12 protein-coding genes and 1 pseudogene are annotated in these 14,748 nt (G+C 70.4%); 10 read left to right on the forward strand and 3 right to left on the reverse strand.

The annotated features are described in order from the left end of the window. The 7 genes and pseudogenes from ACFVH5_RS40665 to corA all read left to right on the forward strand — a co-directional run. Positions 1-226, forward strand: a pseudogene (locus tag ACFVH5_RS40665) (hypothetical protein); the annotation flags it as partial. Further along, positions 223-312, forward strand: coding sequence for a K(+)-transporting ATPase subunit F (gene kdpF / locus ACFVH5_RS40670; protein ID WP_385838713.1), 90 nt, complete (start codon positions 223-225; stop codon positions 310-312). The pseudogene ACFVH5_RS40665 and the gene kdpF, both read left to right, overlap by 4 nt. Before the next feature lie 7 nt (positions 313-319). Continuing rightward, entirely contained in the window at positions 320-1,984 is a 1,665-nt protein-coding gene (gene kdpA, locus ACFVH5_RS40675) for a potassium-transporting ATPase subunit KdpA (protein ID WP_385838714.1), read from the forward strand. Next, entirely contained in the window at positions 1,981-4,104 is a 2,124-nt protein-coding gene (gene kdpB / locus ACFVH5_RS40680) for a potassium-transporting ATPase subunit KdpB (RefSeq protein WP_385838715.1), read from the forward strand. The genes kdpA and kdpB overlap by 4 nt, the downstream gene beginning before the upstream one ends. Positions 4,105-4,138: 34 nt before the next feature. Next, complete coding sequence (locus ACFVH5_RS40685) at positions 4,139-4,768, forward strand: potassium-transporting ATPase subunit C (RefSeq protein WP_385838724.1); 630 nt, start codon at positions 4,139-4,141, stop codon at positions 4,766-4,768. Positions 4,769-4,883: 115 nt separating this feature from the next. Continuing rightward, positions 4,884-5,297 (forward strand): VOC family protein, encoded by a 414-nt coding sequence (locus ACFVH5_RS40690; RefSeq protein ID WP_385838716.1) that lies wholly within the window; start codon positions 4,884-4,886, stop codon positions 5,295-5,297. Positions 5,298-5,448: 151 nt separating this feature from the next. Further along, the gene (corA, locus tag ACFVH5_RS40695; protein WP_385838717.1) at positions 5,449-6,531 is read left to right on the forward strand and encodes a magnesium/cobalt transporter CorA; all 1,083 of its coding nucleotides are present in this window, start codon (positions 5,449-5,451) and stop codon (positions 6,529-6,531) included. Positions 6,532-6,635: 104 nt separating this feature from the next. On the opposite strand, the gene ACFVH5_RS40700 is transcribed toward corA, so the two are convergent. Together ACFVH5_RS40700 and ACFVH5_RS40705 are read right to left on the reverse strand one after the other, a co-directional pair. Then, positions 6,636-7,457, reverse strand: coding sequence for an alpha/beta fold hydrolase (locus ACFVH5_RS40700; RefSeq protein WP_385838718.1), 822 nt, complete (start codon positions 7,455-7,457; stop codon positions 6,636-6,638). A gap of 202 nt (positions 7,458-7,659) precedes the next feature. Further along, positions 7,660-9,732 carry an ATP-binding protein gene (locus ACFVH5_RS40705; RefSeq protein WP_385838719.1) on the reverse strand — a complete coding sequence of 691 codons (2,073 nt, stop codon included), beginning with the start codon at positions 9,730-9,732 and terminating at the stop codon, positions 7,660-7,662. A gap of 169 nt (positions 9,733-9,901) precedes the next feature. On the opposite strand from ACFVH5_RS40705, the gene ACFVH5_RS40710 reads away from it, so the two are divergent. Then, positions 9,902-10,807, forward strand: a complete 906-nt coding sequence (locus ACFVH5_RS40710) for an MEDS domain-containing protein (protein ID WP_385838720.1) — start codon at positions 9,902-9,904, stop codon at positions 10,805-10,807. Further along, positions 10,804-11,772, forward strand: a complete 969-nt coding sequence (locus ACFVH5_RS40715) for an anti-sigma factor RsbA family regulatory protein (protein WP_385838721.1) — start codon at positions 10,804-10,806, stop codon at positions 11,770-11,772. Before ACFVH5_RS40710 ends, ACFVH5_RS40715 begins: the two co-directional genes overlap by 4 nt. Positions 11,773-11,805: 33 nt before the next feature. Here ACFVH5_RS40715 and ACFVH5_RS40720 read toward each other — a convergent pair whose 3' ends face one another. Next, positions 11,806-12,384, reverse strand: a complete 579-nt coding sequence (locus ACFVH5_RS40720; protein WP_384809746.1) for a TetR/AcrR family transcriptional regulator — start codon at positions 12,382-12,384, stop codon at positions 11,806-11,808. Positions 12,385-12,495: 111 nt separating this feature from the next. On the opposite strand from ACFVH5_RS40720, the gene ACFVH5_RS40725 reads away from it, so the two are divergent. After that, on the forward strand, positions 12,496-14,694 hold the full coding sequence (locus tag ACFVH5_RS40725; RefSeq protein ID WP_385838723.1) for an MMPL family transporter: 2,199 nt from the start codon (positions 12,496-12,498) through the stop codon (positions 14,692-14,694). Positions 14,695-14,748 lie beyond the last annotated feature (54 nt).

The following is a 14,748-nucleotide window of genomic DNA, read 5'->3' on the forward strand; positions in this document are numbered from 1 at the left end:
GATTTGTTTTTTGTTGTCTGTGTTGGGGGTGTGTTTTTTTTTATTTGTGACTCGTTATTTGGGTATGGGGTTGGGGCGGGTGCGGGGGGGTGGGCCCCCCGGCCCCCGGCACCGCATCCGGAACCTCATTCAGGAGCTCACGATGGCCGATGTGGCCTTCGTCGTCACCACGATCGCGCTCTTCGCGCTGGTGGCCCTCGTCGCCAAGGGGGTGACGAAGCTGTGACCGCCGAGACCATCATCGGCCTGATCGTGGCCGTCGCCCTGCTGGGCTATCTCGTCCTCGCCCTTGTGTTCCCCGAGAGGTTCTGAGCACGACATGAGCCCCGTACTCGCCGGCGTCCTTCAGCTGCTGGCACTCATAGCGGCGCTGGCACTCGCCTATCGCCCCCTCGGCGACCACATGGCCCGGGTCTACTCCTCGGACCGGCATCTGCGCGTCGAGAAGTGGATCTACAAGGGCATCGGCGCCGACCCGGACACCGGGATGCGCTGGCCCGCGTACCTGCGCGGAGTCCTCGCCTTCTCCGCCGCCGGGGTGCTCCTCCTGTACCTCCTGCAGCGCCTGCAGGGTGTGCTGCCCGGTTCGCTCGGCTTCTCCTCGATCGACCCGGACCAGGCGTTCAACACCGCCGTCTCCTTCGTCACGAACACCAACTGGCAGTCGTACTACGGCGAACAGGCCATGGGCCACGTCGTGCAGACCGCCGGTCTGGCCGTGCAGAACTTCGTCTCCGCGGCCGTCGGCATGGCGGTCGCCGTCGCCCTCGTACGAGGCTTCGCGCGGTCCAGGAACGGCGACCTCGGCAACTTCTGGGCGGACCTCGTCCGCGGGGTCGTCCGCATCCTGATACCGCTGTCCGTGGTCGCCGCGATCGTCCTGGTCGCCTGCGGGGTGATCCAGAACTTCTCCGGCATCCACGAGGTCGGCCAGTTCTCGGGCGGCTCGCAGCAGTGGAACGGCGGCGCGGTCGCCTCCCAGGAGGCCATCAAGGAACTCGGCACCAACGGCGGCGGCTACTTCAACGCCAACAGTGCCCACCCCTTCGAGAACCCCACCCCCTTCTCGAACCTCTTCGAGATCTTCCTGCTCCTGGTGGTGCCGTTCTCGCTGACCCGCACCTTCGGCCGGATGGTCGGCAGCCTGAAGCAGGGCTACGCGATCCTCGCCACCATGGCCACCATCTGGGTCGGCTTCGTCGCCCTGATGATGTGGACCGAGTTCGCCCACCACGGCCCCGCCTTCGACCTCGCGGGCGGCGCTCTGGAGGGCAAGGAGACCCGCTTCGGCGTCGGCGCCTCGTCGATCTTCGCGGTGTCCACGACCCTGACCTCGACCGGCGCGGTGGACTCCTTCCACTCCTCGTTCACGGGCCTCGGCGGCGGCATCACCATGCTGGGCATGCAGCTCGGCGAGATCGCGCCCGGTGGTACCGGTTCCGGCCTCTACGGCATGCTGATCATGGCGATCATCGCGGTGTTCATCGCCGGTCTGATGGTCGGCCGCACCCCCGAGTACCTGGGCAAGAAGATCGGCACCCGCGAGATCAAGTTCGCGGCCCTGTACATCCTCATCACCCCGGCACTCGTCCTCGTCCTCACCGCCGCCGCGATGGCCCTGCCGACGCCGGGCCACTCGATGACCAACACCGGGGCACACGGCTTCTCCGAGATCCTGTACGCCTACACGTCCGCCGCCAACAACAACGGCTCGGCCTTCGCGGGTCTGAACGCGGACACCCAGTGGTTCAACACCACCCTGGGCGTGGCGATGCTGCTCGGCCGGTTCCTGCCCATGGTGTTCGTCCTCGCACTGGCCGGTTCGCTCGCCGGACAGAAGCCCGTGCCGGAGACGGCGGGCACCCTGCGCACCGACAAACCGCTGTTCACCGGACTGCTGGTGGGCGCGATCCTCGTCATCACCGGTCTCACGTATTTCCCCGCGCTCGCGCTGGGTCCGCTGGCGGAGGGGCTGGCATCATGACGACACACATACACCCCGACAGGAACAGCGGCAGCGACACCGGTGCCGACACCGGCGCAGCGGCCGGACGCACCGTCGGCGAAGGCCGCGTCGGCGTGGGTCTCTTCGACCCGAAGCAGCTGGTCAGGTCCCTGCCGGACGCCTTCCGCAAGCTCGACCCGCGGGTGATGGTCAAGTCCCCCGTGATGTTCGTGGTGCTGGTCGGCTCGGTCCTGACGACGGCCTTCTCGTTCAAGGACCCGGGCGACTGGTTCGGCTGGACGATCAGTGCCTGGCTCTGGCTGACGGTCGTCTTCGCCAACCTGGCGGAGGCGGTCGCGGAGGGCCGCGGCAAGGCGCAGGCCGACACCCTGCGCAAGGCCAAGACCGACACGATCGCGCGCCGGCTGTCCACGGACGGCGGCCCCGAGGAGCCAGTGGCCGGCACCGAGCTGCGCATCGGCGACCGGGTCGTCTGCGAGGCCGGCGACATCATCCCCGGCGACGGTGACGTCGTCGAGGGCGTGGCCTCCGTGGACGAGTCGGCGATCACGGGGGAGTCGGCCCCCGTCATCCGCGAGTCCGGCGGCGACCGCTCGGCCGTCACCGGCGGCACGAAGGTGCTGTCCGACCGCATCGTCGTCAGGATCACCACGAAGCCCGGCGAGACCTTCATCGACCGCATGATCAACCTGGTCGAGGGCGCCGCCCGGCAGAAGACGCCCAACGAGATCGCGCTGAACATCCTGCTCGCCTCGCTGACGATCGTCTTCCTCCTCGCGGTGGCCACGCTGCCGCCGTTCGCGGACTACGCGGGCACGCACCTCACGATGGTCGTGCTGGTGGCGCTGCTCGTCTGCCTGATCCCGACCACGATCGGCGCGCTGCTCTCCGCGATCGGCATCGCGGGCATGGACCGGCTGGTGCAGCGCAACGTCCTGGCCATGTCCGGCCGGGCGGTCGAGGCCGCCGGTGACGTGTCCACGCTGCTGCTCGACAAGACCGGCACCATCACGCTCGGCAACCGGCAGGCCGCCGAGTTCGTGCCCGTCGCCGGGACCACCGAGGCCGAACTGGCCGACGCCGCCCAGCTCTCCTCGCTGGCCGACGAGACCCCCGAGGGCCGTTCCGTCGTCATCCTGGCGAAGGAGCGGTACGGGCTGCGCGAGCGCCACCAGGGCGAGCTGGCGCACGCCGAATGGATCACCTTCACCGCCCAGACCCGGATGTCCGGGGTCGACGTCGACGGACGCAGGGTCCGCAAGGGAGCGGCCGGCTCGGTCGTCGCCTGGGTGAAGGAGCGGGGCGGCACGGTCACCGAGGACGTGGCGAGCCGGGCCGACCGGATCTCCGAGGCGGGCGGCACCCCGCTGCTCGTGGCCGTCGACGACGCCGAGGGCGCCCGTGTGCTGGGTGTCGTCCACCTCAAGGACGTCGTCAAGGACGGGATGCGCGAGCGGTTCGACGAACTGCGCCGCATGGGCATCAGAACCGTCATGATCACCGGCGACAACCCGCTGACGGCCAGGGCCATCGCCGAGGAGGCGGGCGTCGACGACTTCCTCGCGGAGGCCACCCCCGAGGACAAGATGGCGCTCATCAAGCGGGAGCAGGCGGGCGGCAAGCTCGTCGCGATGACGGGCGACGGTACGAACGACGCTCCGGCGCTCGCCCAGGCGGACGTGGGGGTGGCCATGAACACGGGCACCTCGGCCGCCAAGGAGGCCGGGAACATGGTCGACCTCGACTCCAACCCGACCAAGCTCATCGAGATCGTCGAGATCGGCAAGCAGCTCCTCATCACCCGGGGCGCCCTGACGACGTTCTCCATCGCCAACGACGTCGCCAAGTACTTCGCGATCATCCCCGCGCTGTTCGCGGCGGTCTACCCGGGCCTGGACAAGCTCAACATCATGCGGCTGTCGTCGCCGGACTCCGCGATCCTCTCCGCGGTGATCTTCAACGCGCTGGTCATCATCGCCCTGGTGCCGCTCGCCCTGCGCGGAGTGCGGTACCGGCCGGTCAGCGCCGACCGGCTGCTGCGGCGCAACCTCGGCATCTACGGCCTGGGCGGACTGATCGCGCCCTTCATCGGCATCAAGATCATCGATCTGCTCCTCTCCCTCGTCCCCGGGCTGTAGCTCCCCGACCTTCCTCGAAAGCGTGCTGATCGTCATGAACAACTCGGTCACGAACACCGCCCGCCTGCTGGGCGCGGGGCTGCGGGCGCTCCTGGTCCTCACCGTCGTCTGCGGAGTGATCTACCCCCTCGCCGTGACGGGCGTCGCCCAGGCGTTCTTCAACACGAAGGCGAACGGGTCGGAGATCACCTCGGGCGGCAAGGTCGTCGGCTCCTCGCTGATCGGCCAGCAGGGCTACGGCCTCGACTACTTCCAGCCCCGGCCGGCGAACGGCCTGGGCGAGAACTCGGTCAACACCCGGTACAAGCTGATCCTCTCCGGTGCCACCAACCGCTCCGGGGACAACGCCGAACTGATCGCATGGGTGAAGGAGGCCAAGGCCGCGGTCGTCAAGGACAACTCGACGGCCGACTACAAGGTCAGGCCGTCCCAGGTCCCCGCCGACGCGGTGACGTCCTCCGGATCCGGCCTCGACCCGGACATCTCCCCGGCCTACGCCGACCTCCAGGTGCACCGGGTCGCCGAGCGGAACGGCCTGTCCGTGGGCCGGGTGCAGCAGCTCGTGGACCGGCACACCGACGGCCGCACGCTCGGCTTCATGGGCGAGCCCCGGGTGAACGTCCTCGAACTCAACACCGCGCTCAAGGAGCTGACCAAGGGCTGACGCCGTGGACCGCCCAGGCGGTCGGGAGGGGCCGGATCGCCTGGGCCGGGCCGTTGTCAGTGGCCCGCGTTAGTCTGCGAACATCTGCTCGTTCTGTCCGATCTGGGAGGTTTTCATGGCTTCACGCCTCAACCCCTACATCAGCTTCGACGGCGACGCCCGGCCGGCGATGGAGTTCTACAAGGAGGTCTTCGGCGGCACGCTGGCGCTGAACACCTTCGGGGAGGCCGGTGCGCCGGACACCCCGGAGGCCGACCAGATCATGCACGGCATGCTGGAGACCCCGAGCGGCTTCACCCTGATGGGAGCCGACACCCCACCGGGCATGGAGTACTCGCCGGGCGGCAACTTCTCGGTCAGCCTGAGCGGCGACGACGAGAGCGAGCTGCGCGGCTGGTGGGAGAAGCTGTCCGCCGGGGGCACGGTCTCCGTCCCGCTGGAGAAGCAGATGTGGGGCGACGTCTTCGGGATGTGTACGGACCGGTTCGGCATTCCCTGGATGGTCAACATCGGCCAGGCACAGGAGTAGCGACGGACCTTCGGAGCGGGCGGCCCTGCGGGGCCGCCCGCCTCGGTCGCGCCGGGCAGCTGCGGTCGAAGCGGTCGACGAGCGGTGGCACGAAGCGGTCGCGGACCGGTGGCACACTGACCCGGTCACCGAAGGAGCCCAGTCAGTGCCCATGATCCGCAACCTCAGCCGAGTGGTCCGCCGCGCCTATCGCCGCACGGTGGACCTCAGCCATCCCGCCCGTTCCCCCCTCGGCAGCGCGGTGGAGAACTGCGTGGTCTACCGCGAGGGCGGACGGCAGCCCGGCGACTGGGCACCGGACGAGGCGATCCGCCGGACCCGCGCGGGCCGGGACGGCTTCGTCTGGATCGGCCTCCACGAGCCCACCGAGGAGGAGTTCGCCGGCCTCGCCAAGCTGTTCGGCCTGCATCCGCTGGCCGTCGAGGACGCGATCCACGCACATCAGCGGCCGAAGGTCGAGCGGTACGACGACACGCTGTTCGCCGTCTTCAAGACCGTCCGGTACGTCGAGCACGAGCAGCTCACCGCGACCAGCGAGGTCGTGGACACCGGCGAGGTGATGGTCTTCGTGGGCCGGGACTTCGTGATCACCATCCGGCACGGCAGCCACGGCTCCCTCGGCCCGCTGCGGGAGGCCCTGGAGCGGCTGCCCGAACAGCTGCGGAAAGGGCCCTCGGCGGTCCTGCACGCCATCGCGGACCAGGTGGTCGACGACTACCTCGACGTGACGGACGCCGTACAGAGCGACATAGAGTCCGTCGAGACCGCGGTCTTCGCCGAGCGCACCGCCCGCGGTGACGCCGGCCAGATCTACCAGCTCAAGCGTGAGCTGCTCGAACTGAAGCGCGCGGTGGTGCCCCTGCACCGGCCCCTGCAGATCCTCGCCCACGAACCGCCGGTCGCCCTTTCCCCGGAGATCCAGCCGTACTTCCGTGACGTGGCCGACCACCTGGCCCGTGCCACCGAGCAGATCAACGCCTTCGACGGGCTGCTCGACTCGATCCTCCAGGCCCATGTGGCCCAGGTGACGGTCGCCCAGAACGAGGACATGCGCAAGATCACGGCCTGGGCCGCCATCGTCGCCGTACCGACCATGATCTGCGGCATCTACGGCATGAACTTCGACCACATGCCGGAGCTGCACTGGACGTACGGCTATCCGCTGGCCCTCGGCGTCATCGCCACCCTCTGCCTGGGCATCCACCGGGGGTTCCGGCGCAACGGCTGGCTCTGAGCCCGGCCCCGCCGGGGGCGGAAGCACGGGCCCAGCGCGTGCGTCGCCGTCGGCGCGTACGCCGGCGCCGGCTTGTGCCGTCGATGCCTGCTCGTGCGTCGCAGTCAGCTCTTGATGAAGGCCAGCAGGTCGGCGTCGAAGGCCTTCTCGAACTCGCCGACCAGGCCGTGCGGGGCGCCCGGGTACGTCTTGAGCGTGGCGTCCTTGACGATCTGGGCCGTCTTGAGGGCGGCGGCCCCGATGGCCACGATCTGGTCGTCCTCGCCGTGCGCGACCAGCGTGGGGACGTCGATGCTGCGCAGGTCCTCGGTGAAATCCTGCTCCGAGAACTGCTCGACGCAGTCGTACGCGGCCTTCAGGCCGACCTGCATGCTCCACAGCCAGAAGGAGCGGCGCAGACCTTCCGACACGGTGGCACCGGGCCGGTTGAAGCCGTAGAACGACTCGCTGAGGTCCCAGTAGAACTGCGAGCGGTCCGCCTCGACGCCGGCGCGGATGCCGTCGAACACCTCACGCGGGGTGCCCTCGGGGTTGTCCGCCGTCTTCAGCATCAGCGGCGGTACGGCGCCCAGCAGGACGACCTTCGCGACCCGCCGCGTGCCGTGGCGGCCGATGTAACGGGTCACCTCGCCGCCGCCGGTCGAGTGACCGACCAGGATCACGTTGTCGAGGTTGAGGCCCTCGATGAGTTCGGCCAGGTCGTCCGCGTACCGGTCCATGTGGTTGCCCTGCCACGGCTGGTCGGAGCGGCCGTGGCCACGGCGGTCGTGGGCGACGGCACGGAAGCCGTTGTCGGCCACCAGGCGGGCCTGACCGTCCCAGGCGTCGGCGTTGAGCGGCCAGCCGTGGCTGAAGACGACCGGCTGACCGGTACCCCAGTCCTTGTAGAAGATCCCGGTGCCGTCGCTGGTGGTGAAGGTTGCCATGGGGGATGCCTCTCTGTTCGTGTCGTCGCGTGTTCATGCGGCTCATGCGGCTCATGCGGCTCATGCGTGCTCGGGCTGGAGGAGCGGCCCGACGCCCGCCCGGTCCGTGGTGCTCGCCGGAGGGCATGCTTTCGACACTAAGGTGGCGAGCCGTTTCCGCAATCCGTCGTCCGGCCGCGTTCACGGACCGGACGGCCGGGCGTCAGAGATCCGCCTCGTCCAGTACGCCGTTCAGCGCGAGCCGTATCGCCGCCTCCGGGCCCAGCCCGCGGCCCTCGCGCACGGCTTCGGCGAAGCCGGTGTCGCCGAGGGTGGCCCGGAGCTGGCGGGCGTACTCCCGGCGGAAGACGGTCGCCTCGATGTCGGCGAGCTGGGGGAGTCCGGCCGTGTACCAGAGCCGGGTGCCCACGCCCAGCAGACGGGCCGCGCGCTCGGGCTCACCGGCGGCGGCCTCCGCCGCGATCAGGAGGTCGGCGACGGCCGCCGCACCCAACCGGTCGTGCACGCGCCACTTGGCCGCCAGCGCCTCGCGGGCGGAGAGCAGCGCCGCCTCCGGCCGCCCGAGCCCGATCCCGGCGAGGGCGACGAAGAAGTCGCCCCAGGCCCGCATCCACAGCTCCCCCCGCTTCTCACAGGCGAGACGCAGCCGCTCCGCGACCACCGCGCACCGCTCGAACGCGCCCTGCCCGGCGAGCAGATACGCCTGCACGGCCAGCGTCAGCAGCTGGAAGAACTCCGCGCCGCCCCCGGCCCCGGGCCCCTGGGTGTTGCTGCCGTACAGCAGGGCCGACCGCGCCGACTCGCCGCGCACCGCGAGGCTCGCCCCTGTCAACGGCAGTGCGGAGATGGGTAGTTGACGTTCCTGCGCCAGCCACACATACGCCGCGCTCACGGATTCGGCCGCGTCCACGTCGTCCGGTACGACGGTGACCAGCCGGTGCGCCCAGGTCGCCAGGGTGTGCCCGGGGACACCCTCGGGGGCCCGGCTCAGCGCCCGCTCCAGATAGCCGCGCCCCTCGTCGGCGAAGCCGCACGCGAACCAGAAGTACCAGAGCGTGCCGGTGAGTTCGAGCGCCAGCTCGGGCTCCGGCGCCGCCAGGCTCTCCTCCAGCGCGACCCGCAGATTGGCGTGCTCCACACTCAGCCGTTCGGCCCACATGCGCTGGCCGGGGCCCAGCCACTCGGCCTCCCCCTGCCGGGCGATCCAGCGGAAGTAGTCGAGATGACGGGCGCGTACGGCGTCCTGCTCGCCGAGGCCTTCCAGCCAGTCGGCGCCGAAGGTGCGAAGGGTGTCGAGCATGCGGTAGCGCCCGGCCACGCTGTCGTTCTCACGGGCGACGATCGACTTCTCGGTGAGCGACGCGAGCAGGGTGAGGATCTCCTCCGCGTCCAACGGGCCGCCGTGGCAGACGAATTCGGCCGCCTCCACGTCCCAGCCGCCCGCGAACACGGACAGCCGGGCCCACAGCAGCCGCTCCAGCGGGGTGCACAGCTCATGGCTCCAGCCGATCGCCGTGCGCAGCGTCTGATGCCGGGCCAGCCGGGGCCGGGCGGGCGAGACGAGCAGGTCGAAGCGGGAGTCGAGGCCCTGCAGCAGCCGGTCGAGAGGGAAGCCGCGCAGGCGTACCGCCGCCAGTTCCAGGGCGAGGGGAATCCCGTCGAGCCGGGCGCAGACCGCCGCGACGTCGGCCCGGTTGCTGTCGGTCAGCGTGAACGACGGCACCGCGGCGGCGGCGCGGGCCGTGAACAGCGCCACCGCGTCCGCGTGCTCGCCGAGCGGCAGCGGTGCCAGCGACAGCAGATGCTCACCGGGCACGCCCAGTGGCTGACGGCTGGTGGCCAGGACCCGTAACTCCGGTACGTGCGCGAGGAGTTCCTGCACGACACGGCCGCACTCGGCGAGCACGTGCTCGCAGGTGTCCAGGACGAGCAGCAGCGGCCCGTCGTCGAGATGCTCGCAGACCGCCACCAGCAGCGGGCGCAGCGTCTGTTCCGTCAGCCGTGTCGCCTCCGCCACCGCGTTCGTGAGGAGATCCGCGTTCTGCAGATCGGAGAGTTCCACCAGCCATACTCCGCCGGGGAACGCGGTCTGTGCGGTGTGCGCGGCCCGCAGTGCCAGCCGGGACTTGCCGACGCCTCCGGGGCCGGTGAGGGTCAGGAGGCGCGTGGACTCCAACAGCGCGCCGATCCGGGCGAGTTCGGCCGCGCGGCCGACGAACGTGTTGGGTTCGGCGGGAAGATTGCCGCTCCTGCCGTTGCGTACCGAGGCGCTCATCGCTCCTCCTCACCCGGCCGATGGCGGTCACCCTAACGCTCCGCGACGTCCGTGTCCGAGTCCCGGCCGGGTGACGGAAATCGGGTACTCATCCTCTCGCAGAGGTGTCGGCGGGCGTAGCGTGGAGGGGTTCCGGCACACCGAGCGGGAGATCTGGGAGGTGCGGGAAATGGAAGTTGTGCCCGCGCTCAGAGCGGTCGGAGAGATGCGCGCCGGAGACCATCTGCTGCTCGGTTACGACGCGGACGAGGAGCGCGAGACCGTGGTCGCCGCGTTCCTCCTCGACGGACTCGCCAGTGGGCACCGGGGGCTGGTGCTGGGTCCGGCCGATCTGCCGGCCGAGCTCGCGCTCACCTTCCTGGAGTCCCGGGGCTGTGCCGTCGACGACGAACTCGCCGCGGGCCGCCTGACGGTGGACCCGCACCTGGGGACGCCCGAAGGGCTGTGGGACCTCGACGAGGTGATCCGCCGCGAGGCACGCCGTGCGGTCGGGGACGGCTATCTCGGCCTGCGCGTCAGCATGGAGATCATGCGCGGCCAGGCGGGCAAGGGGCTCAAGACGCTGCACGACAGCGAACTCCTCCTGGAACCCGTCTTCGCGTCCCTGCCGGTCCTCGGGATCTGCCAGTACGACCGCAGGGTCTTCGACGACGGCGAACTGGCCCCGCTCGACGGGCTGCACCACGGGCGGGTCGCCGCCGATCTGGTGTGGCGCGACGAACTGCTCTCCATCACCCGCACCTTCGCCCCGCCGGGCCTGGCGCTCGCCGGCGAGGTCGACGACACGAACGTGACGGCCCTGGCCCGCGCCCTGCAGGCCGAGACGACCCGCGCCAGGGCCCGTTCGGTCAACGGCACGAGCATCCGGCTCGACCTGCGGGAGCTGGCGTTCATCGACGTGGGCGCGCTGCGCCTGCTGGTCTTCTCGGCCCTGTCCCTGCACACCTCCGGCGGCACCCTGGTCCTGCACGGCGTCGCCCCGCACATCCAGCGGCTCATGCGCGTCACCGGCTGGGACAGGATCCCCGGTCTGCGCCTGGACAAGGGGGACGTGAGGGAGGGAGCGGTTCCATGACCCGTCCGGGGTTCGTCCACCAGGCGCTGTGCTACGGATCGGACGAGGACTTCCTCGACGCCGCGGCCGCCTTCGCCCTCGACGGCCTGTACGCGGACGACACCGTCCTCGCCGTCCTGGCGCCCCGGAACATCGGCCTCCTCGGCCGGGCGCTCGGCCTGCGCTCGTGCGAGGTGGAGTTCGCCCTCGCCGACGACTGGTACGGCTGCCCCTCCCGCACCCTGGGCCAGTACCACGCCTACTGCGCGGAGCACGACCCGGGCGGGGCGGGCCGGCCTTCCCGGGTCCGGATCATCGGTGAGCCCGTCTGGCCGGACCGTACGGAATTCGAGACACGCGAGTGGATGCGCTACGAATCCCTGCTCAACGTGGCCTTCGCGGGCACCGCCCACTGGATACTCTGCCCGTACGACATCCGGGTCCTGCCGGCCGCGGTGGTCCGTTCGGCGATCCGCACCCACCCCGAACTCGCCCTGGGGACAGGGGAGGCGACGGTCAGCGACCGCTATGAGGATCCGGCCGACTTCTGCGCCGAGTGCGACGCGGCGGAGTCCGGCGCACTGCCCGCCGGTCATGACGACATCCCCTTCGGCCGCGACCGGTCCGCGCACGCACGGCACGCTCTGCGCAGCTACGCCCGTGACCTGGGGGTGCCCGAGCAGCGGACGCACGACATGGTCGCCGCGGTGCACGAGGTGATGGTCAACTCCGTACGCCACGGGGGCGGCCGGGGCGTTCTGCGCCTGCGCAACGACGTCGAGTACGTGATCTGCGAGGTCTCCGACGTCGGTACGGCGAGGCTGATTCCGGCGCCGCCCTTCCCCGGGCATCTGCCGCCGGACCGCGGGGCCGTGCGCGGCCACGGGATGTGGGTGGTGCGTCAGTTGAGCGATCTGCTCACGGAGACCTTCGATCCCACGGGCTCGGTCGTGCGCCTGTACTTCAAGAGAGCGGTGACACTGTGACCGCCCTGCGACGGCGGTCGCAGGGCGCGTCCCTCAGGAGGCCGGGCCGGACGGCAGGGTCGCGAGTCCGGCGCGCAGGAAGGCCATCGCCGTGTCGATGTCGGCCTCCTGGGGCCGGTAGCACACTTCGCTGATCACCGCGGCGGCGGCGGCCGACGCCATGCGCGGTCCGAAGTCGTCGGGAGAACTGCCCTGCTCCTCGGCGAGGATCTTCGCGCCGAACTTGATGACCTCCGTCAGCCGCGCCTCGGCCACCGCGCGCAACTGAGGGTTCAGCTCCAGCACGCGGTCGGTGAGATCGGCCATGCCCTTGGGCTCGGCGATCTCCGCGCGCAGCCAGCGCTCCAGCGCGTCCAGGATCGTCAGGCCGGGCTCCCGGTCGTGCACGGCGGCCCTGACCTGGTCGGTGACGGAGTCGAACTCCGACATCGCCAGTTCCAGTTTCGAAGGGAAATACAGGGTCACTGTACGAGGCGAGACCTCGGCCGCCGCCGCGATGTCGGCGATCGTCGTCGCCTCGAAGCCGCGGTCGGCGAACAGCTCGTAGGCCGCGCGGACGATCGCCTCCCGGCGTCGCGCCTTGCTGCGTTCCCGTAGGCCGTCGCTCATCATGCCACCACTTTACCACTCATGGTTAATTTACAGTAGGCTGTAAAAATGCCTTAGGGTGTAGAGATGTCGCGGTCCGATCGGGGCCTGCGGGGAGAGGGAGGAAGACGGGTTATGGCGTCACGCCTGTACACCTGGGGACGATGGGCGGTACGCCGCCGGGGCAGGGTCCTGGCCGTCTGGCTGCTGCTGCTCACCGTGGTCGGAGGCCTCGGGATCACCCTGCACGGAAAGGTGAGTACCGAGTTCTCGGTGCCGGGGATCGAGTCCCAGAAGGCCCAGGAACTGCTGAAGGAGAAGTTCCCGGCCGCCTCGGGCGGGGTGGCCCGAGTCGTCTTCGCCGCACCCGAGGGAGACACGCTCAGTGACTCCAAGGCCGACGCGGCGCTCACCGCGAGCCTGAAGAAGGCCGCCGGGGTGCCCGGCGTCGTGAACGTCTCCGACCCGGCCGGGACCGGGACGGTCTCGCAGAACGGGCGCATCGGCTACTCCGACGTGATGTTCCGCCAGGCGGCCGACAGCGTGCCCCAGACGTCCAAGGACGCCCTGTCGGACGCGATGGAGCAGGCCCGGGACGCCGGTCTCGAAGTCGAGTTCGGCGGCTCGGCGATGCAGCCGCAGACCGAGGTCGGCGGCCCGGCGGAGATCGTGGGCGTCGTCATCGCCTTCGCCGTCCTGGCCCTCGCGCTCGGCTCACTGATCGCGGCCGGACTCCCGCTGCTGACCGCCGTCGTGGGGGTCGCGATCGGTGTGCTGGGCGTCCAGTTCGTCTCCCGCTTCGTGGAGATGACCAGCACCGCCACCGTGCTCGCCCTCATGATCGGCCTGGCGGTGGGCATCGACTACGCCCTGTTCATCCTCTCCCGCCACCGGGAGCAGCTCGCCGACCCCGACATGGACGTCGAGGACTCCATCGCGCGGGCCGTCGCCACCGCGGGCGGCGCCGTCGTCTTCGCCGGAGCGACCGTCATCATCGCGCTCTCCGCGCTGGCGGTCACCGGCATCCCGTTCCTCACGATCATGGGCCTGGCCGCCGCCGTGACCGTCCTGCTCGCCGTGCTCATCGCCATCAGCCTGGTGCCCGCGGTGCTGGGCATGTTCGGCGAGCGCCTGCGCCCGCGCCCCCGCCGCTCCGAGCGCGCCCCCGGCGCCTGGGCCCTGGGCTGGGCCCGCCTGGTCACCGGCAAGCCCGTGATCGTTCTCCTGGTGGGTGTGGTCGGCCTCCTCGCGCTCGCCCTGCCCGCCCGCGATCTCCGCCTCGGCCTGCCCGGGTACGCGTCCCAGCCCGTCGAGAGCACCCAGCACAAGAGCTATGACCTGCTGAGCGAGGGCTTCGGAGTCGGTTTCAACGCCACCGTCACCGCCGTCGTCGACACCGGCGGGATTCCGGCCGCCGACCGCACCGAGACACTCACCCGGCTGCGTACGAGCCTGGCCGGTGACTCCGGAGTCGCCGCCGTCGCCAAGCCGGTGACCAACCAGGACTCCACTCTCGCGATCGTCGCGGTCGTGCCGAAGACCGGCCCGGACGCCCAGGCCACCACCGACCTGGTGCACCGGCTGCGGGAGAACGCGCCCAGCATCGACAGGGCGGGCGGCACCCTCTACATCGCAGGCGCCACCGCGGCGGCCATCGACGTCGCGGGCAAACTGTCCGACGCGCTGCCGCTGTTCATCGCCATCATCGTGATCCTCGCGCTGATCCTGCTGACCATCGCCTTCCGGTCCCTGCTGGTCCCGGTCAAGGCCGCCCTCGGATTCCTGCTGTCCGTCGCCGCGTCCCTCGGCGCCACCGTGTGGGTCTTCCAGAACGGCCACCTGAACGGCGTTCTCGACATCCCGTCCGCCGGACCCGTCACCAGCTTCCTCCCCGTCCTGCTCATCGGCGTCCTCTTCGGGCTGGCCATGGACTACGAGGTCTTCCTGGTCAGCCGGATGCGCGAGCACTACGAGCGGACGGGCAGCGCCTCCGAGGCCATCGTCCACGGAGTGGCGCGCAGCGGCCGGGTGGTCAGCGCCGCCGCACTGATCATGGTCGCGGTCTTCGGCGGCTTCGTCTTCAACCACGACCCGATCATCAAGTCCATCGGTTTCGCACTGTCCTTCGGCGTCCTCGTCGACGCGTTCGTGGTCCGGATGACCCTCGTCCCGGCCACCATGGCCCTCATCGGCCGCCGCGCCTGGGGACTGCCCGGCTGGCTCGACCGCGTCACGCCCGACGTGGACATCGAGGGCGCCAAACTGCCGCAGCGCGCCCCGGCCGGACAGGAGGACGAGCACCGAGAGGCGGTGGGCGCTCCCGGCTCCCGCTGACCGGCGCACCCGCTGATCGGCGCTCCGGCCGACGGACGCACCCGGTCACTGGGC

This window comes from Streptomyces sp. NPDC127119, assembly GCF_042677425.1.
Taxonomy (GTDB): domain Bacteria; phylum Actinomycetota; class Actinomycetes; order Streptomycetales; family Streptomycetaceae; genus Streptomyces.

What these genes read in the sequence shown, in the direction of transcription:
- ACFVH5_RS40685 (WP_385838724.1), top strand. Translation starts at nt 4,139, where the DNA reads ATGAACAACTCGGTCACGAACACCGCCCGCCTGCTGGGCGCGGGGCTG.
- ACFVH5_RS40725 (WP_385838723.1), top strand. Translation starts at nt 12,496, where the DNA reads ATGGCGTCACGCCTGTACACCTGGGGACGATGGGCGGTACGCCGCCGG.
- ACFVH5_RS40710 (WP_385838720.1), top strand. Translation starts at nt 9,902, where the DNA reads ATGGAAGTTGTGCCCGCGCTCAGAGCGGTCGGAGAGATGCGCGCCGGA.
- ACFVH5_RS40715 (WP_385838721.1), top strand. Translation starts at nt 10,804, where the DNA reads ATGACCCGTCCGGGGTTCGTCCACCAGGCGCTGTGCTACGGATCGGAC.
- ACFVH5_RS40705 (WP_385838719.1), bottom strand. Translation starts at nt 9,732, where the DNA reads ATGAGCGCCTCGGTACGCAACGGCAGGAGCGGCAATCTTCCCGCCGAA.
- ACFVH5_RS40690 (WP_385838716.1), top strand. Translation starts at nt 4,884, where the DNA reads ATGGCTTCACGCCTCAACCCCTACATCAGCTTCGACGGCGACGCCCGG.
- ACFVH5_RS40720 (WP_384809746.1), bottom strand. Translation starts at nt 12,384, where the DNA reads ATGATGAGCGACGGCCTACGGGAACGCAGCAAGGCGCGACGCCGGGAG.
- kdpB (WP_385838715.1), top strand. Translation starts at nt 1,981, where the DNA reads ATGACGACACACATACACCCCGACAGGAACAGCGGCAGCGACACCGGT.
- kdpA (WP_385838714.1), top strand. Translation starts at nt 320, where the DNA reads ATGAGCCCCGTACTCGCCGGCGTCCTTCAGCTGCTGGCACTCATAGCG.
- ACFVH5_RS40700 (WP_385838718.1), bottom strand. Translation starts at nt 7,457, where the DNA reads ATGGCAACCTTCACCACCAGCGACGGCACCGGGATCTTCTACAAGGAC.
- corA (WP_385838717.1), top strand. Translation starts at nt 5,449, where the DNA reads ATGATCCGCAACCTCAGCCGAGTGGTCCGCCGCGCCTATCGCCGCACG.